The organism is Clostridium sp. BJN0013 (assembly GCF_040939125.1).
In the GTDB taxonomy this organism is placed as follows: Bacteria; Bacillota; Clostridia; order Clostridiales; family Clostridiaceae; genus Clostridium_B.
In genome coordinates this window covers 634,504-658,537 of sequence record NZ_CP162495.1, presented here as the reverse complement: position 1 = coordinate 658,537, position 24,034 = coordinate 634,504, and the positions used below count along the sequence as shown (strand labels likewise).

At 30.7% G+C, this 24,034-nt stretch carries 26 protein-coding genes; 3 read left to right on the top strand and 23 right to left on the bottom strand.

The window, feature by feature from the left end; translation table 11 throughout:
• Window positions 1-50: 50 nt before the first annotated feature.
• The 15 genes from AB3K27_RS03600 to pyrB all read right to left on the bottom strand — a co-directional run bounded on the left by AB3K27_RS03600 (window position 51) and on the right by pyrB (window position 15,424).
• Window positions 51-785 (bottom strand): lysostaphin resistance A-like protein, encoded by a 735-nt coding sequence (locus AB3K27_RS03600; RefSeq protein ID WP_368489884.1) that lies wholly within the window; start codon window positions 783-785, stop codon window positions 51-53.
• Between the two features lie 43 nt (window positions 786-828).
• A complete protein-coding gene (gene yihA / locus AB3K27_RS03595) occupies window positions 829-1,422 on the bottom strand; it encodes a ribosome biogenesis GTP-binding protein YihA/YsxC (RefSeq protein ID WP_368489883.1) in 594 nt (197 codons plus the stop codon).
• 12 nt (window positions 1,423-1,434) lie between these two features.
• The gene (gene lon / locus AB3K27_RS03590) at window positions 1,435-3,759 is read right to left on the bottom strand and encodes an endopeptidase La (protein ID WP_368489882.1); all 2,325 of its coding nucleotides are present in this window, start codon (window positions 3,757-3,759) and stop codon (window positions 1,435-1,437) included.
• 118 nt (window positions 3,760-3,877) lie between these two features.
• Entirely contained in the window at window positions 3,878-5,170 is a 1,293-nt protein-coding gene (gene clpX, locus AB3K27_RS03585; protein ID WP_368489881.1) for an ATP-dependent Clp protease ATP-binding subunit ClpX, read from the bottom strand.
• A gap of 19 nt (window positions 5,171-5,189) precedes the next feature.
• Entirely contained in the window at window positions 5,190-5,774 is a 585-nt protein-coding gene (gene clpP, locus AB3K27_RS03580; RefSeq protein ID WP_368489880.1) for an ATP-dependent Clp endopeptidase proteolytic subunit ClpP, read from the bottom strand.
• A 129-nt stretch (window positions 5,775-5,903) separates the two neighbouring features.
• On the bottom strand, window positions 5,904-7,196 hold the full coding sequence (tig, locus tag AB3K27_RS03575; RefSeq protein WP_368489878.1) for a trigger factor: 1,293 nt from the start codon (window positions 7,194-7,196) through the stop codon (window positions 5,904-5,906).
• Window positions 7,197-7,485: 289 nt separating this feature from the next.
• A complete protein-coding gene (locus tag AB3K27_RS03570; RefSeq protein WP_368489877.1) occupies window positions 7,486-8,271 on the bottom strand; it encodes a sugar phosphate isomerase/epimerase family protein in 786 nt (261 codons plus the stop codon).
• A gap of 74 nt (window positions 8,272-8,345) precedes the next feature.
• The gene (locus tag AB3K27_RS03565) at window positions 8,346-9,134 is read right to left on the bottom strand and encodes a hypothetical protein (protein WP_368489876.1); all 789 of its coding nucleotides are present in this window, start codon (window positions 9,132-9,134) and stop codon (window positions 8,346-8,348) included.
• A gap of 499 nt (window positions 9,135-9,633) precedes the next feature.
• A complete protein-coding gene (pyrE, locus tag AB3K27_RS03560) occupies window positions 9,634-10,206 on the bottom strand; it encodes an orotate phosphoribosyltransferase (protein ID WP_368489875.1) in 573 nt (190 codons plus the stop codon).
• Between the two features lie 10 nt (window positions 10,207-10,216).
• Window positions 10,217-11,107, bottom strand: a complete 891-nt coding sequence (locus AB3K27_RS03555; protein ID WP_368489874.1) for a dihydroorotate dehydrogenase — start codon at window positions 11,105-11,107, stop codon at window positions 10,217-10,219.
• A 29-nt stretch (window positions 11,108-11,136) separates the two neighbouring features.
• Window positions 11,137-11,913 (bottom strand): dihydroorotate dehydrogenase electron transfer subunit, encoded by a 777-nt coding sequence (locus AB3K27_RS03550; protein WP_368489873.1) that lies wholly within the window; start codon window positions 11,911-11,913, stop codon window positions 11,137-11,139.
• Between the two features lie 35 nt (window positions 11,914-11,948).
• Window positions 11,949-12,824, bottom strand: a complete 876-nt coding sequence (gene pyrF, locus AB3K27_RS03545) for an orotidine-5'-phosphate decarboxylase (RefSeq protein ID WP_368489872.1) — start codon at window positions 12,822-12,824, stop codon at window positions 11,949-11,951.
• Complete coding sequence (locus AB3K27_RS03540; RefSeq protein WP_368489871.1) at window positions 12,821-14,026, bottom strand: dihydroorotase family protein; 1,206 nt, start codon at window positions 14,024-14,026, stop codon at window positions 12,821-12,823. Before AB3K27_RS03540 ends, pyrF begins: the two co-directional genes overlap by 4 nt.
• Window positions 14,027-14,068: 42 nt before the next feature.
• Window positions 14,069-14,491, bottom strand: coding sequence for an aspartate carbamoyltransferase regulatory subunit (locus AB3K27_RS03535; protein WP_368489870.1), 423 nt, complete (start codon window positions 14,489-14,491; stop codon window positions 14,069-14,071).
• A gap of 12 nt (window positions 14,492-14,503) precedes the next feature.
• Window positions 14,504-15,424, bottom strand: coding sequence for an aspartate carbamoyltransferase (gene pyrB, locus AB3K27_RS03530; RefSeq protein WP_368489869.1), 921 nt, complete (start codon window positions 15,422-15,424; stop codon window positions 14,504-14,506).
• Window positions 15,425-15,704: 280 nt separating this feature from the next.
• Here pyrB and mntR point away from each other — a divergent pair, with 280 nt between their 5' ends.
• Together mntR and galU are read left to right on the top strand one after the other, a co-directional pair.
• Window positions 15,705-16,178 carry a transcriptional regulator MntR gene (mntR, locus tag AB3K27_RS03525; protein WP_368489868.1) on the top strand — a complete coding sequence of 158 codons (474 nt, stop codon included), beginning with the start codon at window positions 15,705-15,707 and terminating at the stop codon, window positions 16,176-16,178.
• A 148-nt stretch (window positions 16,179-16,326) separates the two neighbouring features.
• Window positions 16,327-17,208: a UTP--glucose-1-phosphate uridylyltransferase GalU gene (galU, locus tag AB3K27_RS03520; RefSeq protein ID WP_368489867.1), complete on the top strand. Its 882-nt coding sequence runs from the start codon at window positions 16,327-16,329 to the stop codon at window positions 17,206-17,208.
• Window positions 17,209-17,239: 31 nt separating this feature from the next.
• On the opposite strand, the gene AB3K27_RS03515 is transcribed toward galU, so the two are convergent.
• Window positions 17,240-17,422 carry an aspartyl-phosphate phosphatase Spo0E family protein gene (locus AB3K27_RS03515; protein ID WP_368489866.1) on the bottom strand — a complete coding sequence of 61 codons (183 nt, stop codon included), beginning with the start codon at window positions 17,420-17,422 and terminating at the stop codon, window positions 17,240-17,242.
• A 191-nt stretch (window positions 17,423-17,613) separates the two neighbouring features.
• Window positions 17,614-17,973, bottom strand: a complete 360-nt coding sequence (locus tag AB3K27_RS03510) for a DUF4064 domain-containing protein (RefSeq protein WP_368489865.1) — start codon at window positions 17,971-17,973, stop codon at window positions 17,614-17,616.
• A 374-nt stretch (window positions 17,974-18,347) separates the two neighbouring features.
• Between AB3K27_RS03510 and AB3K27_RS03505 the strand changes: the two genes are divergently transcribed.
• Window positions 18,348-18,974 (top strand): flavodoxin family protein, encoded by a 627-nt coding sequence (locus AB3K27_RS03505; protein WP_368489864.1) that lies wholly within the window; start codon window positions 18,348-18,350, stop codon window positions 18,972-18,974.
• Window positions 18,975-19,090: 116 nt separating this feature from the next.
• Here the strand turns inward: AB3K27_RS03505 and AB3K27_RS03500 are convergent, their stop codons facing one another.
• The 6 genes from AB3K27_RS03500 to AB3K27_RS03475 form a co-directional block, all read right to left on the bottom strand.
• A complete protein-coding gene (locus AB3K27_RS03500; RefSeq protein ID WP_368489863.1) occupies window positions 19,091-19,657 on the bottom strand; it encodes an accessory gene regulator ArgB-like protein in 567 nt (188 codons plus the stop codon).
• Window positions 19,658-19,661: 4 nt separating this feature from the next.
• A complete protein-coding gene (locus tag AB3K27_RS03495; protein ID WP_368489862.1) occupies window positions 19,662-20,978 on the bottom strand; it encodes a sensor histidine kinase in 1,317 nt (438 codons plus the stop codon).
• Window positions 20,979-21,069: 91 nt separating this feature from the next.
• Entirely contained in the window at window positions 21,070-21,213 is a 144-nt protein-coding gene (locus tag AB3K27_RS03490; RefSeq protein ID WP_368489861.1) for a cyclic lactone autoinducer peptide, read from the bottom strand.
• A 188-nt stretch (window positions 21,214-21,401) separates the two neighbouring features.
• Window positions 21,402-21,731, bottom strand: coding sequence for a hypothetical protein (locus tag AB3K27_RS03485; RefSeq protein WP_368489860.1), 330 nt, complete (start codon window positions 21,729-21,731; stop codon window positions 21,402-21,404).
• 246 nt (window positions 21,732-21,977) lie between these two features.
• Complete coding sequence (locus AB3K27_RS03480; RefSeq protein ID WP_368489859.1) at window positions 21,978-22,346, bottom strand: P-II family nitrogen regulator; 369 nt, start codon at window positions 22,344-22,346, stop codon at window positions 21,978-21,980.
• A gap of 399 nt (window positions 22,347-22,745) precedes the next feature.
• Window positions 22,746-23,975, bottom strand: a complete 1,230-nt coding sequence (locus AB3K27_RS03475) for an ammonium transporter (protein ID WP_368489858.1) — start codon at window positions 23,973-23,975, stop codon at window positions 22,746-22,748.
• Between the last annotated feature and the right edge of the window lie 59 nt (window positions 23,976-24,034).

Sequence of the window (24,034 nt, the reverse complement as noted above, 5' to 3'; positions counted from 1 at the left end):
AATTAGCTCAATAGATTTTGATAGTATTTTTATCTTAATAATGTTAACAATCACATAAACTTTAATTTTTCTGCTAAAAGTGCCGCTATGGTTATAGAATTAAATATAAAGTGATTAAATACTGCATACCAGTATCCTTTCTTATTCATTAAATAACAATTATATAAACCAACCCATAGTATTACTGCAAAGGCATTTAAACTGAAGTGAATTACTGCAAATATGGCACTACTTAAAAGTGCAGCCAGATACACTCCCATTCTTCTAGAAAATATCTTTTTAAACAAAAGCCAGCGAAATACAAATTCTTCAAGTACAGGTGCAAAAATTATAACTATAGGTACCATTATTAAAAATTTTTCTAACGGCATATTTACCATATTAGTTACTATTTCCTGATGTTTTAATTCAACTTTAAAGTTAGAAAGTATAATAGTTTGAACTGTAGATATAGCAATACTCACTATATAAAATATAATTGTCAAATTTAATGCCTTAACAAATTTAAAATTTTTTATATCAAATTCATTAAATTCACCAGAGTGTCTCATATACTTTATATTCAAAAATACAAAGATGAAAGGAATAAAGTTCTCCATAAATATAGAACTAATTATATATAATATTCCAATAAATACAAGAAGTACATTGCTCCTTCTTCTTTCCCTCCAAAACTTTGCAAATATCAGAAAAGGTGGTATATATACAATCATAAATACAAGGATATTTTTTATAATCTCTAATCCAAACATGGTTATTTCCCCTTGTGTTATTATTTTAGGCATTAATAATACCTCTATGACCCATATTTAAATTCATATCAAATATTTAGGAATAAAAATCTATTATAGATTCTAATACTTTTAAAAACTCTTCCTTTCCCTGCTTATTAAGAGATGAAAAAGTTAAAATTTCATCTTCAGCTTCTGGCTTTAAAGTATCTTTTATAATTTTTAAATTTTTGAATAGTTGGTTTTTAGATACTTTATCAACCTTAGTAGCAACAATATTGGTGTGATAGTTATAATACTTTAACCACTTATACATAGTTATGTCATCATTTGTTGGTTTATGCCTACAATCTAAAAGTAGTATTACTCTTTTTAATTGTTCCCTATCTCTAAGATAATCCTCTACTACTTTACCCCAACTCTTTTTCTCTGTTTTAGAAACTTTAGCATATCCATATCCAGGTAAATCTACAAAATAAAATTCATTGTTTATTAAAAAGAAATTAATCAATCTGGTTTTACCTGGTGTACCACTTACTTTAACCAATTTTTTTCTATTTGTGAGGGCATTTATAAGAGAAGATTTACCCACATTTGACCTTCCCACAAATGCTATTTCTATCCTTTTATCCTTAGGATATTGCTCTGGATGCACTGCAGAAATTATAAACTCTGCTTGTTTTATTTCCATTAATACTACCACCTAACTATAATTTGAAATTGAATTTTCCAGTACTACATCTATATTATCTGCAAGTATATACTTTAATTTATTTTTAACTGTATTTGGGATTTTCAATAAGTGTTTTTCATTATCTTTAGGTATTATAACTGTATCTATACCTGCCCTATATGCGGCAAGGCTTTTTTCTTTAAGTCCTCCTATGGGAAGTACCCTTCCTGTTAATGTTATTTCTCCAGTCATGGCTACATTATGTTTAACTTTCTTTTTGCTCAGGGCAGATATCATTGCCGTTACCATAGCTACTCCGGCAGAAGGTCCATCTTTTGGTACCGCTCCTTCTGGCACATGTATATGTAAATCATATTTTTTGTAAAAATCACTTTCCACCCCATATTTATCAGCATTGGCTCTTATATAACTATATCCCGTTTTAGCAGACTCTTTCATTACATCTCCCAGTTGACCTGTCAATTCTAATTTTCCATTTCCTGACATAATTGTTGCTTCTATGGGTAATGTATCTCCCCCATACCCTGTCCATGCCATTCCCATTACTACACCTATTTTATCCTCTTTGTCAATTTTGTCATACGTATATATTTCAGGTCCAAGATAAGATTTTACTTTAGTCAAATTAATATTAATTCTCTTTTTATCCTTTTCCACCATCTCAGCTACTGCTTTTCTTATAACAGAAGCAACCTTTCTCTCCAGACTTCTCACTCCAGATTCTCTAGTATAATTATCTATTAGCTTATATATAGCTGAATCCGATATTACAATCTCATTATTTTTTATGCCATTTTCCTGTAATTGTTTAGCTATTAAATGTTCTCTGCATATATGAAATTTTTCTTCACTGGTATACCCAGATACTTCTATAACTTCCATTCTGTCAAAAAGTGGTCTAGGTATATTGCCTATGGTATTTGCCGTAGTTATAAACATAACATTTGACAGATCAAAATCAAGCTCCATGTAGTGATCTCTAAAGGAATTATTTTGTTCACTATCTAATACTTCTAAAAGAGCATCTGCAGGATCTCCTCTGAAATCATTACTCATTTTATCTATTTCATCCAGTAAAAATAAAGGATTTTTAGACTTTGCCTGTTTCATACCATATATTATTCTTCCTGGAATAGCTCCCACATAGGTCTTTCTATGCCCTCTTATTTCCGCTTCATCTCTTACTCCTCCCAAAGACATTCTAACAAAATTTCTATTTAAAGCATGTGCTATGGATTTAGCTATGGAAGTTTTCCCCACTCCCGGAGGTCCCATAAGACAGAGTATAGGACCTTTGAGAGATTTACTCATCTTTTTAACTGATAAATATTCAATTATTCTATCTTTCACATCTTTTAAACCATAATGCTCTTTTTCAAGTATCTCTCTAACAGACTTTATATTTAAATTGTCTTTAGTCTGAATATTCCAGGGAAGTTCTAATATCCAATCCAAATACGTTCTTATTACTCCCCCCTCTGCTGAATATGCCCCTGTATTTTTCAATCTGTCCAATTCATACAGTGCTTTATCTTTGACGGATTTAGGAAGCTTAGCCTTACTTATTTTATTTTTATATCTTTTTATTTCTTTTTTATTCTCATCATCTTCCCCTAACTCTTCCTGTATTGCCTTTAACTGCTCTCTCAAATAATAATCTTTTTGCACCTTATCTATTTTATTTTTTACTTTAATTCCTATTTTTCTTTCTAATTTCAAAATTTCTATTTCATTTGCCAACACTGCAAGCACTTTTTGAAGTCTTTTTTCTATTTCATAACATTCAAGAAGTTCCTGTTTCTTTTCTTGCTTTAACATCAAATAAGAACTAATGGTATCTGCCAGTCTCCCAGCATTATCTATCTCATCTAATGTCATTATAGTTTCTGCCGGTATGTTGCCTGACAACTTTACATATTCATTAAAGTTCTTTTTTATAGCACGTACGAGTGCCTCACAATCCTTATCTTCATTATAGTCTTCTTCATCTTCTAAAACTTCAACTTTAACCTTAAAAAAAGGCTCTTCACTAATATATTCTTTAAGTAAAGCCCTGGTTTCACCTTCTACCAATACTCTTACTGTATCACCGGGCAATTTTAATATTTGCTTTATATTGCAAATAGTACCTGTTTCAAAGATATCTTCTTTACCTGGCTCTTCAGTTTTTGCCCGCCTTTGTGCAGTTAAAAACACTTTCTGTTCCTCAAGCATGGCTTTTTCTAAAGCAAGTATTGATTTTTCTCTACCTACGTCAAAATGCAAGACCATATATGGAAATATAGTAATACCTCTTAATGGGATCAGAGGAAGCTCCTTAAAGTTTTTATCCATATCTCTCTCTCCTTTAATATTTTCTTAGATAATTTTAACAATACAAGGGGAATTTATATATATACCAATAACTTATTTAAAAAAGAGTACCGACATCAGTACTCTTTTTTAAATAAGATTATGCAGTTTCAGGACCCTTTCGTGTTCTTGACTTCTTTAATTTAATAGGTATCCTTTTCCCATTTTCTGCCTCTATAAGTTCAGGCCTTTTTGTGAGCACCGCATCCTTATTAATTATAACTTTAGCTATCTCTTCTTTTGAAGGGATATCAAACATTACATCCTTCATAGTTTCTTCTATAATAGCCCTGAGACCTCTAGCACCAGTATTTCTCTTTAAGGCTTCATCTGCTATTGCCTCCAAGGCCTCATCTTTAAATTCAAGTTCTACATCGTCCAGTTCGAAAAGTTTTTTATACTGTTTAACAAGTGCATTTTTGGGTTCTTTTAAAATACTTATTAATGCCGCTCTGTCCAATGCCTCTAAAGTAACTATAATAGGAATTCTTCCTACAAATTCTGGTATAAGTCCAAACTTTAACAGATCTCCTGGCATTATCTGCTTTAAAAGTTTTCCTATGTCTTTATCCTTTTTAGATTGTATTTCTGCTCCAAATCCTAAAGTACTAACCCTGGTTCTGCGTTCTATTATGCTGTCTATGCCATCAAAGGCTCCTCCACAAATAAATAATATATTAGTAGTATTTATTTGAATAAATTCCTGATGAGGATGTTTCCTTCCTCCTTGAGGAGGAACTGAAGCTACTGTACCCTCTAATATTTTTAAAAGTGCCTGCTGTACCCCTTCTCCTGATACATCTCTAGTTATAGATGGATTCTCTGATTTCCTTGCTATCTTATCTATTTCATCTATATAGACTATTCCATGTTCTGCTCTTTCTATATCATAATCTGCATTTTGTATTAATTTCAATAATATATTCTCTACATCTTCACCTACATAACCTGCCTCTGTTAAAGTGGTAGCATCTGCAATTGCAAAGGGCACATTTAAAAATCTTGCCAGTGTTTGGGCTAAAAGAGTTTTTCCTGAACCTGTAGGTCCCAGTAAAAGTATATTACTTTTTTGCAGTTCCACATCATCATTTGAATTGTTATTGGAATTTATTCTTTTATAATGATTATATACTGCCACAGAAAGGGATTTTTTTGAATCTTCCTGACCTATTACATACTGATCAAGATAATTCTTTATTTCCACAGGTTTTGGAATAGAAGTCATATCTATCTGAATATCTTCTTCAAACTCATCACTTATTATTTCGGAGCAAAGTTCTATACATTCATCACAAATATATACCCCCGGACCTGCAATTAATCTTCTTACCTGATCCTGTGTCTTACCACAGAATGAACATTTAAGCTGTTTCTTATCATCATTTTTGGCCATTTTCACACCTCACTAAAGGTTATTTCTTTTTTGTAAAAACCTCATCTATCAATCCATATTCTTTAGCTTCTTCTGCCGTCATAAAATTGTCTCTTTCTGTATCTCTTTCAACTTTTTCGATTGATTGACCTGTCCTTTCACTTATTATAACATTTAATTTCTTCTTTATTTTAAGTATTCTATCCGCATGAATTCCAATATCAGTTGCCTGACCCTGGAACCCCCCAAGAGGCTGATGTATCATTATCTCGGAATTTGGAAGTGCAAATCTTTTTCCTTTTGCACCAGCTGTAAGTAAAAATGCACCCATGGAAGCTGCCATACCTATACATATAGTGGATACGTCTGGTTTTATATATTGCATTGTATCATAAATCGCCATACCTGATGTTATTGAACCTCCTGGACTATTTATGTAAAAGTATATATCTTTATCAGGATTTTCTGCTTCTAAGAACAACAGTTGTGCTACTATGAGACTTGCAGTAACATCATTTACCTCCTCACTTAACATTACTATTCTATCTTTTAAAAGCCTAGAATAAATATCATAAGATCTTTCCCCTCTATTAGTCTGTTCTACAACTACCGGTACTAAACTCATAAAACTTTCCTCCTTTTATATATTAATTTTTTAGTAATCAAACTTTTGATACTATGGTACAATTATCTATATAATCATATATTTGAAATTAATTGCCAGAAGACCTTCTGACAATTAACCTTTATAATATTATGCTATTATTTTACTGCTGTCTACTAACATCTTCATCACTTTTTCATTAACTATCTGCATTTTCAAATATTCTTTCTGACTATCAAAAATTACTTTTGCCATTTTCTCTATATCATCACTACTATATTGTTTAGCTATTTCAGTGGCCTTTTCCATAATTTCATGTTCTTCTGCCTCTACCTTTTCTACTTTTGCTATTTCTGAAATTACCAAATCTGCCTTTACCTTCTTTTCAGATGTTTCTCTCATATACTCTCTAACTTTTTGTTCATCATTATTTGTATATTTATAATACATTTCAAGATCCAGCCCTTGATATTTTAACCTAGTTTCCAAATCTCTAATCATATTATCTACTTCTTTTTCTACCATTACTTTAGGAATATTTATTTCTGTATTTGAACAAACTGCCTCCAAAACAGCCTCTTCAAATTCTCTTTCTTCCCTCAGCTTATTTGCTTCTTGCTTTTTATTTCTTATATCTTCTTTAACTTCATCTAATGTATCAAATTCTGATACCTCTTTTGCAAATTCATCGTCTAATTCAGGCACTTCTTTAACTTTTATTTCCTTAACTGTTACTTTAAATATAGCTTCTTTTCCATTCAAATCATCTATTCCATACTCTTCAGGAAATTTCACATGAACATCTTTTGAGTCACCTGCATTTAATCCTATTAATTGTTCTTCAAAATTATCTATAAAAGTGCCAGAGCCAATCTCCAGCTGATAATCTTTTCCTTCTCCACCTTCAAATTCCTTACCATCTACAAAACCCTTGAAATCTATTATAGCTATATTGCCATTTTCTATACTTCCATTTTCCTTTGTCTCTATTCTAGCATCTTTCTGCTGCATATTTTTTAATTCTTGCTCTATGTCTTCTTCTTTAACGTCATATGTATTCTTTTTTACTTCCAGGCCTTTATACTCTCCTAATTTAACTTCTGGAAATACCGTTACTTCAGCTGTATATATAAATTCTTTTCCCTCTCCGATCTGAACTACTTCAATTTTAGGATAATCTACTGGATTTACGTTATTTTCTTTTAAGGCCTCTGGATATGTACTTTCACAGGAAAAATTTATTGCATCTTCATAAAATACACCTTCACCATAATATTTCTTTATTATATTCATAGGGGCTTTGCCCTTTCTAAAACCTGGTATATTAAATTTCTTTGCATTTTTAACAAAGGCTTTTTTCATAGATTCATTAAATTTATCTGCTTCCACAGTTATCTCTAATTTTACAACATTTTCTTCTATTTTCTCCATTTTAACATTCATTATAAAATTCCTCCTACTAACTAATTACTCTACACTCTTATATTTAACTATGCCATTATACCATATATTTATAAACATTCCTATATGCCTAGTATATTACTTTCCTTTACATTTATTTGGTGTAAATATTTAATTTACATATAATCAGAGTTTAAAATTCATCCAATAATAATATATACCACAAAAGATGCTAATCCCAACTTTAAATTACATATTTCTGATATAATACTAAAAAACAATAGTATTATAATTATATATCAAAAAACACAACTTTTATAGTTTTTTTTAATTATGTAAAGCAATTTTTAATATAATTTCTAGCACTACTTAATTCTTCATAGTTTTTATAATTATCTCTATATACTTCAATTATTCCTATCTTATTATACCCTATTTCCTTTAATTTACAAAATATTTTTTTAAAATTTACATCTCCCTTTCCCGGAAGCAAACAAGAATTTTCACAGTTTTTATCATTTATATGTAGATTTTCTATGGAATCTTCCATGACTTCTATGTATTCTTCCGGTGTCCTTCCTGCTCTATATGCCTGTTTTATGTCCAAAGTAAAATATATTGAGTTACCATACTTTTCCTTCAGCATATATAAAAAATCAATATTACCTGACATACACCAAAATACGTTTTCCTGGCAAAGCTTTATTCCATATTCTCCTGATATATATAATAACTTATCATATGCATCAAATACAAATTCTTTCGAAATTTCATGTAATTTTTTATTTCTCATTCCATGAAAAGTGTAGCAATCAGCTCCTACGATTTTAGTAAATTTACATATTTTTTCAAACTGTAAAAAGGAATCATCTCTTCTCCTCTTGTATTCGTCAAATAAATAAGGTTCAAAAGAAGAAGAAAATCCATGCACGGAATTAATTTTAAAATCATTTTCTAAACTTTGTTCTAAAATTATATTTGCAAAATCTTCTTCATACTCACTAATGCTATTTAAAAATATTTCCCCAGAATTAAATCCCAAATTCTTCATTAAAGCTATACTTTCCTCTGTATTTACATAGGGATAAAAACTGGCGGAAGACAGTCCTACATCCATAATCCCTCCAAAAATATTATTTACACAAAAACATTTAACTATTAAAATTTCAATTAAAAATTAAAGATATTTTTCTACTGGCTCACAGAACCAGATGCTGTCATATAAACAGTTACTCCGTCTGCAATTACCGTAAGTCCCTTTTCCGTCAGCTCTCCAAATTTTATATCCTCACCCTGTATGTTCTGTACCATAATATGACTTTTGTCCTGAATATTTTCTATCCAAACATATTTAGTTGTTTTCCCAATCCATGGTAGTTGGCTTATGTATGCAATATTGCCATCATCCAAAAACTTTGGAGAAGAACACCATACATAGGATGGGTTGCTTGATATTTGAGAATCCTTTTGTATAACATCTCCTGAAGTAGAAACATACTGAGAGTTTGTTACATCCTGTTTATTGCCTTCTATATCAACTAATAGCATGCTCTGGGCTGCATTATCAAATAAAATTATATTCTTATGTGATGGATTAATATCATAAGCCACATCACCAGATGCTGCTGCAGCACTTTTAAACGCCTTATTACTACTGTCCCCTTCATAAGTCAATGTAATATCTCTGCCATCACTTAATTGTACTTTATAGGAATTTTCTTTTTTTGTGTCTTTTTCCTTAGGTTCAGCTTTGTTATCAGATTGAGGTACATTTTTATTGTTATCCGTAGTTTGTTTATTCACAGCTGAATTATTAACCTTTGCATTCTTTGTATTTATCACATCTTTAAATGCCCCTCTTATATAAATTACACCTAAAGTTATCACTAGTAAACATACTACAACCAATATAACTATATTTCTCCTGCGTTGTCTCACTTTTTTTCCATAATCTTTACTAAAAATACTTGGTTTACCCACTAAAAAACTCCTCCTATACTCTGTATTAATAGAAACAAAACTTATCCTGAAGCATAACAGTGCTTATCTCCCATTTTGAAGAAGCTGGAAGCTAGCTAATTGCCGCCTTCAGATAAATATATAATATCAAGCTTAAATTCCTAAAGAAATTATTGTAATTCTCCATGTATATAATAACATACTATGTTAAAAATTATTACTTATTATAACTTAAAAATAATATAAATAGTAATAATTTTTTATAAACCTATTAAAATTACCAAACACAAAATTTTCACAGTATAAATATAATATTTTAAAAGCTAAAATTCAGTTTCTATACCAAAAATTAAATTCATTTCTAAAATTCAATTAATTATTTCAATAATATAAAACTTTTTAAATTTTACAAATAATTAATTTACTATACAGAAATGAATTCAATATGAATTTAATATAAATTTATTTTAAATTATAATACACCGCACACTACAAACTGTGAATCGTGCATTGTGAATTGTTACTTAAACACCCTGCTTCCTGGCTTTACATATTCCAGTCCTTCTCTGCACATAGGACAGTCTTTTTTATCATAAGTATTTATATCTAATTTTGCTGCACTATAAATAGGATAAGGTATATTAACATCTCTTGATCTCCTATCTATTATACAACATATACCTATAACTTCCCCGCCCAATCCTTCTATTACTTTAGCAACTTCTAAAGAAGATTTTCCTGTGGTTACCACATCCTCCGATATTATTATTTTCTCCCCTTTATTTATTTCAAATCCTCTTTTTACAATCATATTTCCATCCTGTCTTTCTGCAAATATACCAGGTTTTCCTGTTTGTCTTGCAAGCTCATAAGAAACTAGAATACCTCCCATGGCAGGTCCTACTATCTTATCAAAATCTACATCCTTTAATTTATCCACAATAACTCTTATTACCTTTTCTGCTTTAGAAGGATATTGCAAAAGTTTTGCACACTGGCAATATTTATCACTATGTTTTCCCGAAGAAAGCAAAAAATGTCCTTCTAAAAGTGCACCTACTTCTTTTAAAGACTTTATAACTAAATTATCCATAGTCCACCTCTTATATTATTCCTCTTATTTCATTCAAATTTTTAATTTTTTCTTTTTCCATGTATTCTTCTATACCTTTTATTATATCCAAACAAATATCAGGTTTTATAAAATTGGCGGTTCCAACCTGTATTGCACTGGCTCCAGCCATTATAAACTCTACAGCATCCTGCCAGTTACATATTCCACCTATTCCTACTACAGGAATTTCTACAACCTTTGAAACTTCATATACCATTCTGAGAGCTATAGGTTTTATTGCAGGGCCTGAAAGTCCTGCAGTTATATTATCAAATACAGCTTTCCTATTTTTTATATCCACAGCCATAGCTTTAAATGTATTTACAAGAGACAGACTATCCGCTCCTGCCTGACAACATGTATAGGCCATATCTACAATATCCTCTGCATTGGGAGAAAGTTTTACCATGAGAGGTTTTTTACACACCCTCTTTACAGAATGTACAATTTCACCAGCTACTTTAGATTTTATTCCAAAGGCCATACCTCCACTTTTCACATTGGGACAAGATATATTAAGCTCTATAATATCCACTGCAGAATCATTTAATTTCTCCACAGCCTTAATATACTCCTCCTTACTACTTCCCCCTAAATTAGCTATAATTGCTGTATTAAATTTTTTCATTCTTGGAAGTTCAACTTTTATAAAATGTTCCACTCCTGGATTTTGAAGACCTACACTATTTAACATACCTGACCTGGTTTCAAAGCTTCTTATGCCATTGTTACCTTCTTTTCTCTCCAGTGTAAGCCCCTTGGAACATATACCTCCCAATTTTGATACATCGTAAATTTCATTGTATTCTGCTCCAAAAGCAAAAGTTCCAGAAGCGGCAATTACAGGATTTTTAAACTCTACACCACATATATCTATCAATATAAATAATCTTCCTTCCTTTTCAATTGTTATATTACTATATCAGTGCCTAAAAAAACTGGCCCATCCCTGCACACTCTTTTATTTCCACCAATTGTATTGCAGGTACATACCAAACAAGCTCCAATTCCACAAGCCATGCGGTTTTCCATAGACACATATACAGTTACCTGTTTTTCTCTGCACATATTTACTACTTTTTTCATCATTACCTGAGGACCACAGCATAACACCACATCATACTTTTCAGGATTAAAAATATCCGTTATGTATCCTTTCTTGCCTTCCAATCCTGTTTCCGTAGAAATATAAATATTATCTACCAAAGAATTAAATTCTTCCATACAATATGTATTGTCTCTAAACCCTGCATACAAGTCTAATTTATAATCCCTATACAATAGTTTGTCTGCTTTAATTTTCTCTCTTATATTCTCTGCCAAATAAAGCATAGGGGCAATACCTATTCCTCCTGTTATTATAGCAATATTCTTTCTTATTATATCTTTTATATAAAAACCATTTCCAAGAGGTCCTAAAATTTTCATTTGGTCTCCTGATTTTAAACTGCTGAGCTTTTTAGTTCCTCTACCCGTTACATGATATAAAAAAACTATTCTTTTTTCATCCATATAATGTATACTTATAGGCCTCCAAAGTACAGGCTCCATATCCCAACATCTTAACATATAAAACTGACCGGGTATTCCTTCAAAATTTCCCTGTATTTCAAGTTCATATAAATTCTCAGATATTTGTCTATTTTTAAATACCTTTTCAACCCTATAATCCAATTTACTTTTCAATGTAATTTCTTCTCCATTCCAAAATATTCTATATACTAAGAATTTTTATTCTGCGATATTTTTAAAATATCATCTCTTATTTTAATACACTCCTGTCTTGCACATTCCCCATACTTTTTAAATCCATCTTCTTTATTTTTATAAGCAAGTAGTATACTTCTTGAAGAATTAACCACTCCTCCATTTCCCTCTTTGAGATAAACTGAAATATCCTCTGCAGTGCCCCCTTGAGCTCCATATCCCGGTATTAAAAAGAATACATTTTCTAAATTTTTTCGCAGCTTTATACCCTCTTCCTGATGGGTACAACCTATTACCCCTCCCAGGGAACTATAACCACAATTTCCTAGATACTTTTTTCCAAGGGAGTTTACTTTTCCTCCCACAACATCATATAATTTTGCGCCTTTTCCCGTATCTACATACTGAAGATCTTTTGCTCCTTTATTTGAAGTTCTTATTAATATAAATAATCCTTTATTGTTATTTTCTACATAAGGCAAATAAGGTTCTATGGTATCAAATCCCATGTATGGATTCAGCGTTACAAAATCACTTTCAAATTCCCCTTCAAAATGGGCCTTTGCATACATTTCAGCTGTTTTTGCTATATCTCCCCTTTTAATATCTGCAATGGACAGGGCATTTTTATACCTTATATACTTTAAGGTTTTACTGTAAGCTCTAAGTCCTTCAATACCAAGTGCTTCATAATATGCAATCTGAACTTTATAACAGGCAGCTACATCTAAAGTACTGTCTATTATTGTCCTATTAAATTCAAATATACAATCTTCTATATTCTCATGACGTTCTCTTATATTCTCAGGTATGTATTCTAGTGCCGTATCCAAACCTACACATACATTTCCCTTTTTATTTACAGTTTCATACAATTCATCAATAATCATAAATTCCAACTCCAATCGGAAGCATTATCAAATACAATCTTTCCCGCCTTTATTGTTTTAACTATGTCCCCAAATACCCTATATCCTTCAAAAGGAGTATTTTTGCCCTTGGATAAAAATTTGTCCCCTTGTATTTTATATTCCTTATTTAAATCAAGTAAAACCAAATCCCCGTCATAGCCAGGAGTTATCCTACCCTTTTTTACACCTAATATATCAGAAGGATTTTTAGACATCAATTCTGAAAGTTTGTTTAAAGTTATATGTCCATTTTTCACAAGATTTGTATAGCATAGGCTAAAGGCAGTCTCTATTCCCGATATACCTGGTGCCCCCTTCCTCTTGTCTTCAGCAGTATGAGGGGCATGATCAGTACTTATGGTATCCACCCATCCCTCTTTAATAGATTTTATTAAGAAATTTCTATCCTTCTCTGTCCTAATAGGTGGATTTACTCTATAGTCATTTTCATAAAGTACTATATGATGTGGTGCAACTTCACAGGTTATATTTACTCCTTTAATTTTTGCTTCTATTATATACTCCATAGCTTCTTTTGTACTCACATGAGCTACATGCACAGCACACCCTGTAAATTCAGATAGGGTGATATTTCTCCAGGTCATTATATTTTCCGCTAATCTCATATCCCTATGTGAAAGAGAGTGGTCCTCTGAATGACACATAACTATTCTTCCAGATTTTTTGGCCTTTACCATTGCCCTTAGCATAACAGCACTGTCCATAACATCTTTTCCATCTTCAGATATTATTTTTACCTTGTCATCCAATTTATCTAAATGACTTGTATCCTTTCCTTCAAAATTATCAGTTATGGATACACACTGATGTACATCTAAAATCCCTACCTGGCTGGCTCTTTTTAAAACATAGTTTACAGTGTCCATATTGCTGCACACAGGATTTGTATTTGCCATAAGATTTACCATGGTATATCCCCCTTTAACTGCAGCCTTGCTTCCACTTTCTATATCCTCCTTAATTGTAAATCCAGGTTCCCTAAAATGTACATGGAGATCCACAAAAGAAGGCATAACTACTAATCCTTTTCCATCTATTTTAAGACAGTCATCATTTAAGTTTACTCCTATTTTATTTATAATTCCATCAGCTATATAAATATCTCCTATAAAATCCTGATAATAGTCAATTATCCTGGCTCCTTTTATTAGAAGTTCCATATTTAACTCCCTTTCCAAAACTTTACACAATTTTTATAATGATCAATTTTCATATATCTGGTCACAGTATTCGCACCTATACTCTCCGGTATTTTCATCTACTAACTTAAAAATGTGAGGTATATTTTTTTCTATGGAAGTGATACATCTTGGATTTTTACAGACTATAATATTTTCCACTCTATCTGGTAACTTTAACTTTATCTTTTTATATATAGTTTCATTTTTTATAATATCAATTGTTATATTAGGGTCTATAAATCCTAATACAGCCAAATCCAATTCTATATTATTTTCTATTTTGATTATATCTTTCTTATTGAATTTTTTACTTTCTGCATTCATTATGAGGGCTACAGAATAATTAGCCTTATCCAGGTCCAAATACTTATATATTTTCATTCCATATCCTGCTTTTATATGATCAATTACAATTCCATTTTTTATACTATTAATTGTAAGCATTACATCTCCCCCTTACTGAATTCCAAGTAATTTTATCATTAAAGCCATTCTTACATACATGCCATACTTAGCCTGTTTAAAGTAATAAGCCCTAGGATCCTTGTCTATTTCATAGGAAATCTCATTAACCCGAGGCAGCGGATGAAGAACTATCATGTCATCTCTTGCCCTGAATATTTTTCCTTTATCAAGTATATAACTATCTTTAAGTCTTATATAATCCTCTTCATTAAAAAATCTTTCTCTTTGCACCCTGGTCATATATAGTATATCTAGAGATTCTATAGAATCTTCCAAATTTCTAGTTTCTTCATATTTAACATTTTTTCTATTTAACTCTTTCTTTAAATAATTAGGAATCTTTAATTCTTCTGGAGATATTAATATAAAACTATTGTTTTCATACCTAGACATGGCTTTAATAAGTGAATGTACTGTTCTTCCAAACTTCAAATCACCACAACAGCCTATTTTTAGATTGGATAATTTTCCTTTTATAGATTTAATAGTTAAGAGATCTGTAAGGGTTTGTGTAGGATGTTGGTGTCCTCCATCTCCTGCATTTATAACAGGTATTGTGGAATACATGGCTGCAATCTTTGGAGCTCCTTCTTTGGGATGTCTCATGGCAGCTATATCTGCATAACAGCTAATTACCCTTATGGTGTCTGCTATACTCTCACCCTTTGAAGCTGAACTTGATCCCGGTTCTGAAAATCCCATTACTTTTCCACCTAGTCTTAGCATGGCAGATTCAAAACTCAATCTAGTTCTGGTGCTTGGCTCATAAAATAAGGTAGCCAGAAGCTTTCCTTCACAGATATGTGAAAATTCTTGTTCTTTTGAAATTATTTCATCGGAAAGTTTAAATATTTCCTCTAATTCTTCTGTTGAAAGATCCATTGCATCAATTAGATGTCTTCCTTTTAACATTTCATTCCTCCTTGTCAGCATCTCTGTGCTAAATTTAAAGGCTTAAAAAAATGCCTTCCCCGTTGGAAGGCATTATTATACCATAAATATAATAATATTATAATTCTTACTATGCCTTCCTAGCTTCACGGAACTAGTCTTAAAGGTTGAGTACTTGATTTTATCTTGCCCATATTACCATAATTTCAATTCAAAGTCAACACCCGATAAAAGTAATTATACATGATTATTAAACATATATCTTTAAAAGAACATCAAGTTTATATAGGAAGTGTTATTTATGAATAATAATCAATCCTTTCATACTGTTAGAGGGTATGAAATCTTAGAAAAAGAAAAAAAAAGTTTAACTCACAGTATGGAAGATTATTTGGAAATGATATACAGATGCTATCTGGAAGAAGGTTATGCCCGTATAAATAGCCTGTCAGAATTATTAAATATAAAAGCCTCCTCTGCAACTAAGATGGTTCAAAAATTAACCAAATTAGGATTTGTGAATTATGAAAAATATGGAATTATACAACTCACAGAAAAAGGTATAAATATAGGAGAATTTCTTTTAAACCGTCATATTATAATTGAACAATTTTTAAAAATAATAGGTGTACAAAAAGATATATTGATAAATGTGGAACTCATAGAACATAACATAACTTCCAATGCATTAACAAAAATTGAAACACTAAACAACTTTTTTAAGGACAACTCAGATATATTAGAAAAATTTATCCAGTACCAAAATAAAAAATAATTATAATCACATAGATTTCACACAATTTTTTGATATTTATACAACAAAAGACAAGTATAATTTTATATAACGTTAAACAGTAAATTTAAAAGTTAAATGATATTCTCATTTTAAATAACTTTAAAATTAGAAAAGGTGGTAAGCTATTATGAGTATAAAAAAAGCAGTAATTCCCGCTGCCGGTCTAGGAACAAGGTTTTTGCCTGCTACAAAAGCACAGCCTAAAGAAATGTTACCAATAGTAGATAAACCTACAATTCAATATGTAGTAGAAGAGGCCGTTAACTCAGGTATTGAAGAAATATTAATAATTCTAGGCAAAAATAAAAAATCCATTGAAGATCATTTTGATAAGTCCGTAGAACTTGAAGATGAATTAAAAAGCAGCCATAAAGATAACTTGCTGGAATTGATTCAAAATATAAGCAATATGGTGAACATATATTATGTACGTCAAAAAGAGCCAAAAGGATTAGGTCACGCTATAAGTCTTGCAAAAGCTTTTGTAGGTAATGAAGCCTTTGGTGTTATATTGGGAGATGATATAGTAGATAGTGAAGTTCCCTGTTTAAAACAACTAATTAACTGCTATAACAAGTATAATACATCAATTATAGGGGTACAACCTGTTAACAAAAAAGATGTATCCAAATATGGAATTATTGACGGTATACAAATCGACAATAGAGTTCGTAAAATAAAAAACATGGTAGAAAAGCCCAAAGAAGAGGAAGCTCCATCCAATATTGCTATTTTAGGAAGATATATAATAACACCAGAAATATTTAATATACTAGAAAGAACTAAACCTGGAAAAGGTAATGAAATTCAACTTACAGATGCATTAAAAGAATTGTTAAAGCAAGAGGCAATATATTCCTATTGTTTTGAAGGAAAGAGATATGATATAGGTGACAAGCTAGGATTCATTGAAGCTAATATAGAATATGCCCTAAAACGTAGTGATTTAAGGGAAAATCTTATTTCTTATATCTTGGATATCAATAAAAAATTGGAACTAAATTTTTAAACTGCGAGAGAGGCCAAAGCCTCTCTTTTTCTTAGTCTTTCACATTGTGCATTTTTTGCTTGATCATATTGTTATACTCATTTAAAATCAAATCTAATCTTTGACTTTCCTTGATTATATCCGGATCAAGCAAATTTTCCTTACTTCTAATTGCATCCACTAATTCGACTCTTAACGCTTCTATTTCCCTTAATATGTCTTCAATTTTGTACATAAAAAAACACCTCCTTCCAAAATCAGTATAAACTATCCTAAAAAGAGCGCATTTTTTATTTATGTTAAATTGAATTAATATAAAATACAAAAAATAAGCACTAACAAATTGGCAATGTCTATTTCAATGCAAAAAAATAGAAACCTTGACTTAAAAATCAAGTCAAGGTTTCCATGTGTTAAAAAGTACTATTATACAACTGCTTTGGGTTTGCTCTCATCTTTTTTCTTAATGATGCTCATCAAGCCAGGAATTATTAAAAGTATACCCGATGGAATATAAAAATAAGTTATACATACAAGCCCTCCTAAAGCTGCAATAATCATAAATATTCCTCCAAGCTTCCTTTTACTTTTAACTATTAAAGCTCCAATGATGCCTAGTATTGACAACAATATAGCACCTATTCCAAAATTATTTACTGTAACTGCCTTATCAACCTGAAATACAGATGCCAGCCCTCCAATATTCATTGAATAAATACCTGCTATAATTCCTAAAATACCTCCAATAAGTCCTAGAACTAATTCCACTGTTTTTTTGTTTTCCATAACAACTCTCCTTTTATATATATTTTATTACATTATATCAAATAATTTACTGTTTGTCTATTTCATCCATAAAAACATATGTATTCTAAATAAAACAATAATACCATGGCTCTCTTATTACATGAAGCTTACTTTAAAAATACTGTAAAAAGAATTTTTACCATTTAAACCATATTGTTAAATTATATGGTACTATTATTAATAATCAAGTGATTCTTGGGTTCAGGTGGAGTTTGCCTACGAGGAATACTTTTATCTGAACCTTAGAAGAACTTATCCAGGGGTGTAGCAGTGCTTATCCCCCACCTTTGAAGAAGCTGGGGGGGTATTAGCAATGGTAGCCTTCGGATAAATTAAAAAATGAGGTGTTAATTATGAAAGTATTGCTTATCAACGGAAGCCCAAAAGCTAAGGGATGTACTTATACTGCCTTATGCGAAATAGCAAAAGAGCTGGAAAAAGAAAAAATTGAAGCAGAAATTTTTCATATAGGAAATAAACCTATTATAGGTTGCACAGCCTGTAACAACTGTTTTAATACTAAATCCGGCAAGTGTGTATTTGATGATGATACTGTAAATGCGGCCTTGGAAAAGGCTAAAGCGGCAGATGGTTTTATATTCGGTTCCCCTGTACATTACGCATCAGCATCTGGTCTTATAACATCTTTTCTAGATAGATTTTTCTATGCAGGGAATTGCTTTGAATATAAACCGGGGGCTGCAATTGTAAGTTGCCGGAGGGGAGGTGCAACAGCAGCTTTTGAACAGTTAAACAAATATTTTACTATTTCAAACATGCCTGTGGTATCCTCTCAATATTGGAATATGGTTCATGGAAATACTCCAGAAGAGGTGAAACAAGATTTGGAGGGAATGCAGACAATGAGAACATTAGGTAAAAATATGGCCTGGCTTTTAAAATGTATCCAGGCAGGAAAAAAGGCTGGAATTTCATTACCCCAAAAAGAACCAATGGCAGTTACTAATTTTATAAGATAATCACATACTAAATATTTCACATAATACCTGGCCGACAAAACTATTTAATAAGTAAAACTTATTATAGATAAATATTGTCCTTATGTTATGTGAAATAACCATATATTCATTACTTTTTAAGATATTTTTAAGTCCATTATTTTACCTACCATCATAAGTACTACTGAAAATGTAATGGAAATTACAGCAGTATTTAAAAATGCCTCAGGTAAAAAATAACACAATACACTCAAACAAAAAGTGATGACCATAGAAATATGTTTTACTTTTCTCCTCCACTGCTCACTTTTTATCCTCTTATTAACATTGTCTACAGGCGCAAAAATACACACAAATATAAAGGATATAATCAGTAAAGCCACTAAAATAACATTATTGATTAAAATATATTTACCCATAAAAATTATAGCTGAAAATGTGATAAAAGTAATAAAAAAGCATCCCCAGTAAGTTTTGGCATGATATCCTCCTGTAAATAATCTTATAGGACAAAAAAATATAAGAATAATTAAATAATACTTATGAAGGGAAAACAGCCAGAATACAATAAAATAGGGGATGATTTTTGTTATTTCATCAAATATGCATTCCAGTCCATAGGCTATCTTTTTCAATTCCAAATCTGAAAATTGTGGATTAGTCTCAGAAATTTTGTTTACCACACAGTTTATAAGTCCATTCATTTAGTTAATCCTCCATTTTAAATTTTACTGTAAATTTGGTTCTTTGGGGAGTACTCTCTAAAAATATACTGCCATTATTTTTTTCAACCAGTTGTTTGATAATATATAATCCAAAGCCATGTCCACCCTTTTGTTTGGTTTTTGTAGAAAAACCCTTTTCAAAGATTTTTGTCTTTATATTTTTAGGAATTTCATCTCCATTATCAGCTATTTCAATACAAAAATTCATACCTTCCTTAAAGGTGATAATAGATATTTCTTTATTTTCAACATCTGACTTAATAAATGCTTCAAAGGCATTATCTACAAGATTACTTATAATACTTATTAATTCATCCTCTCTAATTTTTATCAAACTAAAGGGTTCATCGATTATAACTTTAAAGTCAATATTGTTTTTCATGGCATAGTTATTTTTTATGGATAACATGCCATCTATGTAATCGTTCCCTGTATCTAGATATCTAAAAGAAGAATGTATTGTACCTGATATTTTTTTCACATAGTTGTTTATTCTCTCTACCGTATTAGGTTTGTTCAACAAACACAGCCCCTGTATAACATTAATATGGTTGGCAAAATCATGTTTTTCCTGTCTTATTATGCTTATTATTTCCTCCATATTCTTAATTTGCTGTTTTTGCACTTTATAATTAGCATTTATATTTACAAGCATTTCTTTTTCTCTTAAACTTCTAAATTTTATTATTAAAAATGTAAAGTATAATATAAAAATAAACATATTATAGGTTTGAATATTTTTTATATTAAAAATACTAAAGTTAACACAAAACATAAACACACTAACTACTCCTAATTCAATTATTAAATTTGCAAAAACTTTTCCTTCCTTTTCGAATAATTTAAGTTTAACAAAATAGGAATTGAATTTAAAAATCATAGCTACAATAATTATTTGCAATGTTTTGGAAGTTATTGCACCAATCCAAAAATATCTGCCTAAAAAATTTTGCTCTAAGTTTATTCCAAATATAATCATTTGAATAACTTCAATAAAGTTTTCCGTAATAAAAAGTATTGTAAAAAATAAGCAAATTATAACTGTGGAATCAAAAAGCTTTATTTTCATAACATATGCCAGTAATAAAATATCAAACACTACAAGAACCGGTGTATGATAAGACATAGACATATGAAATGTGCTCCAATAAGTTACAAAAACAAACAATATATAAAATAATCCCGTTCTGATTTTATTTTCTATTACAAATCTCTTTCTATTACACAATGCTTCAAAAATTCCCAAAATAAGTAATACTTCTATAGTATCCAATACTATTTCTCTTACAATAGTATCCATATAATTCCTCCTTTGTTGCCAAGGCTTTTACAAATGTTATACGTTAATATTTTTATGTTTTTAACTACAACATTCATAAAAACCTAAATTACTATTTTAAAAGTTTCTCAGGGCATTTTGGCTGGTAATATCCGCCACTCGATGTCACAACTAAAATTACTGCTGATAAAAATAAAGATACATTTCCCAACACTTTTAAACCATTTCTCAATAATTTCCCTTTTAAAGATTTCATTTTGATATTCCTCCTTAAATAATTTGTAATTCAAGTAATTTCAAGCAATTTATTGTATACATTCTACAATATTTTATTTTTTCCTTCTTAAATTATTAAAAAAAGATTAAAATTATTCAAATTAAATAAATAATGCCAAATACCACTCCATTTTATGTAATATATTACTTTATATTTAAATTTATACCTTATATGAACTTATTTTTTTTAGCTGAAATTCTCCATTTTTGTCCATTATAAAATGTAACTTCCCCTTCTATGAAATCTTCCTTTACAATTTCAATCCAACCACTGCCATTTACTATTTTAAGTTTATCCATTCCAAGCCATCTAAATATGAATTTTTTCCCGCTTCCTTGCTCTACAATTTCCCCTGTTAAATCCCCGGTGGTCAATCCCAATTGAAGCTGTCCTTTTCCATTATCATTAATTTTTATAAAAGATTGTACTTCCATATGGGCATAATTACCATTGATAGTTTTTATTTCATAAATATCCCACAGTCCTTTAAATTCCATACATTCATCTCCTTTTACACTTTTCTAACAATTTTTATATTAAAGTATCTTTAAATAAATAGCCAGTAAAAATAACTTTATATCTATTCTTTAATAATTTTGTATTATTTCACAAACTCTATTATATTTCTAGATGGATTGAAAAAGAAAAGAGATACCTCCATATAAAGTATCTCCTTTTTATCTACTATAAAAATAATTTCATTTTTAATATAACTTCTATATTGAATGCGTTTAGACTATTCTCTAAGACCTAGTATTGTATTGCAGAGCTGTCCTACCTTCATCTCCTGTACTTATGCGTATAACATTTTCTACATCATAAATAAATATTTTTCCATCTCCCATTTCCCCTGTATGAAGCACTTTTTTGGCAGTTTCGACAACAAGTTCCACAGGCACTTCACAAACCACCACTTCTACTTTTATTTTTGGAAGTAGATTAATATCCATAGTCAATCCTCTATAATACTCTTTATGACCTTTCTGTATTCCACAACCTAAAACATTTGTAACTGTCATACCTGCAATGCCAATTTCATTTAACGCCTCTTTCAATTCATCTAACTTAGCTTTAGAAGTAATAATATCTATTTTTGTAAGTTTGTCAGCCATTGGTTTTACCTCCCTTTTAAATATATATTTCAGCTTTTTTATAATTTAAAATAATAGTATATAAGTAACATATGCAGTATTTGAAAATATAGTCCTTTATAACCATAATCAAGTGATTCTTAGATTTAAGTGGAGTTCGCTATAGAAAAATGCTTATCTCCATCTTGAACCTAAGAAGAACTTATCCAGGTGCGTAGTAGTGCTTGCCTCCCACTTTAAAAAAGATAGGACTATTAGCTAATTACTGCGTTCGGATAAATTAAGCAATGTTCTAAAAATCATCAATATTCTTAACCTTAGTGCAAAAATCACCTGAAAATATATATTTATATTCTATATATAGATTTTATACTATTTTATAAAAGGTTTTCAACCATATTTGCATATTTAAATTATTTTTTATACTCCCAGTCCACCATAAGCTTCTTCTCCATGTTCTGTTACATCAAGACCTGTCTGCTCATTTTTATCACTTGCTCTCATACTGCTTAAAGTATTAATTATTTTAATTACTACAAATGTGCCTATAGCTGAATATGCAATACTGGATAAAATAGCTATAAGCTGAATCCCTATCAATCTTGGATTTCCATGTATCAATCCACTGGCACCAGCTGGATTTATGGATTTCCAGGCAAATATTCCTGTGGCGATTCCACCCCATATTCCACCTATACCATGACATCCAAATACATCTAATGCATCGTCATATCCAAATTTAGCTTTAACAAATGTAATAGCTATATAACATACAATTCCTGCAACCAAACCAACAACTACCGAAGCCATAGGACTTACGAAACCCGCTGCAGGAGTTATGGCTACAAGACCTGCCACTATACCACTGACAACACCAAGAGAGGTTACTTTTCTTCTATATATGTACTCACAAATACTCCAACTTACAACAGAAGTTGCAGCAGAGGTATTGGTAGTTATAAAAGCATTTAGTGCTACACTGTTTACAGCCAGTGCACTTCCTGCATTAAAACCATACCACCCAAACCAAAGTAATCCAGCTCCTAAACAGGTTAATGGAAGACTGCTGGGTTTACCTACATTCTTCCTTTTTCCAAGCATCAATGCTGCAACAAGCCCTGATATACCTGAACTTATTTCCACTACATTTCCCCCTGCAAAATCCAAGGCTCCAAGATTTCTAAGCCAGCCTCCTGCTCCCCATACCCAATGGGCAATAGGATCATAAACTAATGTTGTCCAAAGAAAAAGGAATAAAATCCAGTGAATAAATTTCATTCTCTCTGCAATAGAACCTGATATAACAGCTGAAGTTATTATTGCAAACATAAGCTGAAATATCATAAATGCCTGTTGTGGAATTGTACTTGAATAATCTGCATTTGGTGCAATTCCAACTCCCTTCAAACCTGCAAAATTAAAACCTCCTATTAATCCACCAATATCTGTCCCAAAACATAATGTATATCCTATAAATATCCATTGAATGGATATTACTGCCAGGGCTGAATAACTATGAAGAGTACTGTTTAATGTATTCTTCCCCCTAACCATACCTCCATAAAACAAAGCTAGTCCCGGAGTCATAATCATTACCAGAACTGTACTCATAATTACAAATACAGTATCTGCTGCATTTACTCCACTCATAAAAATACCTCCTAAAAAATAAATAAAAAATAAAGTATTATATAAATAGTTTTTAAAGG

Coding starts and splice junctions, on each gene's coding strand:
- yihA (WP_368489883.1), bottom strand. CDS start 1,422: ATGGAAATAAAACAAGCAGAGTTTATAATTTCTGCAGTGCATCCAGAG.
- AB3K27_RS03480 (WP_368489859.1), bottom strand. CDS start 22,346: ATGGCTGACAAACTTACAAAAATAGATATTATTACTTCTAAAGCTAAG.
- AB3K27_RS03600 (WP_368489884.1), bottom strand. CDS start 785: ATGCCTAAAATAATAACACAAGGGGAAATAACCATGTTTGGATTAGAG.
- AB3K27_RS03490 (WP_368489861.1), bottom strand. CDS start 21,213: ATGAAATCTTTAAAAGGGAAATTATTGAGAAATGGTTTAAAAGTGTTG.
- tig (WP_368489878.1), bottom strand. CDS start 7,196: ATGAATGTTAAAATGGAGAAAATAGAAGAAAATGTTGTAAAATTAGAG.
- pyrB (WP_368489869.1), bottom strand. CDS start 15,424: ATGTTAAAAGGAAGACATCTAATTGATGCAATGGATCTTTCAACAGAA.
- AB3K27_RS03475 (WP_368489858.1), bottom strand. CDS start 23,975: ATGAGTGGAGTAAATGCAGCAGATACTGTATTTGTAATTATGAGTACA.
- AB3K27_RS03570 (WP_368489877.1), bottom strand. CDS start 8,271: ATGGATGTAGGACTGTCTTCCGCCAGTTTTTATCCCTATGTAAATACA.
- lon (WP_368489882.1), bottom strand. CDS start 3,759: ATGGATAAAAACTTTAAGGAGCTTCCTCTGATCCCATTAAGAGGTATT.
- AB3K27_RS03535 (WP_368489870.1), bottom strand. CDS start 14,491: ATGCTTACAATTAATAGTATAAAAAATGGAATTGTAATTGATCATATA.
- AB3K27_RS03500 (WP_368489863.1), bottom strand. CDS start 19,657: ATGAATGGACTTATAAACTGTGTGGTAAACAAAATTTCTGAGACTAAT.
- mntR (WP_368489868.1), top strand. CDS start 15,705: ATGAATAATAATCAATCCTTTCATACTGTTAGAGGGTATGAAATCTTA.
- AB3K27_RS03485 (WP_368489860.1), bottom strand. CDS start 21,731: ATGGAATTTAAAGGACTGTGGGATATTTATGAAATAAAAACTATCAAT.
- AB3K27_RS03540 (WP_368489871.1), bottom strand. CDS start 14,026: ATGGAACTTCTAATAAAAGGAGCCAGGATAATTGACTATTATCAGGAT.
- pyrF (WP_368489872.1), bottom strand. CDS start 12,824: ATGATTATTGATGAATTGTATGAAACTGTAAATAAAAAGGGAAATGTA.
- pyrE (WP_368489875.1), bottom strand. CDS start 10,206: ATGGATAATTTAGTTATAAAGTCTTTAAAAGAAGTAGGTGCACTTTTA.
- AB3K27_RS03495 (WP_368489862.1), bottom strand. CDS start 20,978: ATGGATACTATTGTAAGAGAAATAGTATTGGATACTATAGAAGTATTA.
- AB3K27_RS03505 (WP_368489864.1), top strand. CDS start 18,348: ATGAAAGTATTGCTTATCAACGGAAGCCCAAAAGCTAAGGGATGTACT.
- galU (WP_368489867.1), top strand. CDS start 16,327: ATGAGTATAAAAAAAGCAGTAATTCCCGCTGCCGGTCTAGGAACAAGG.
- AB3K27_RS03515 (WP_368489866.1), bottom strand. CDS start 17,422: ATGTACAAAATTGAAGACATATTAAGGGAAATAGAAGCGTTAAGAGTC.
- clpP (WP_368489880.1), bottom strand. CDS start 5,774: ATGAGTTTAGTACCGGTAGTTGTAGAACAGACTAATAGAGGGGAAAGA.
- clpX (WP_368489881.1), bottom strand. CDS start 5,170: ATGGCCAAAAATGATGATAAGAAACAGCTTAAATGTTCATTCTGTGGT.
- AB3K27_RS03510 (WP_368489865.1), bottom strand. CDS start 17,973: ATGGAAAACAAAAAAACAGTGGAATTAGTTCTAGGACTTATTGGAGGT.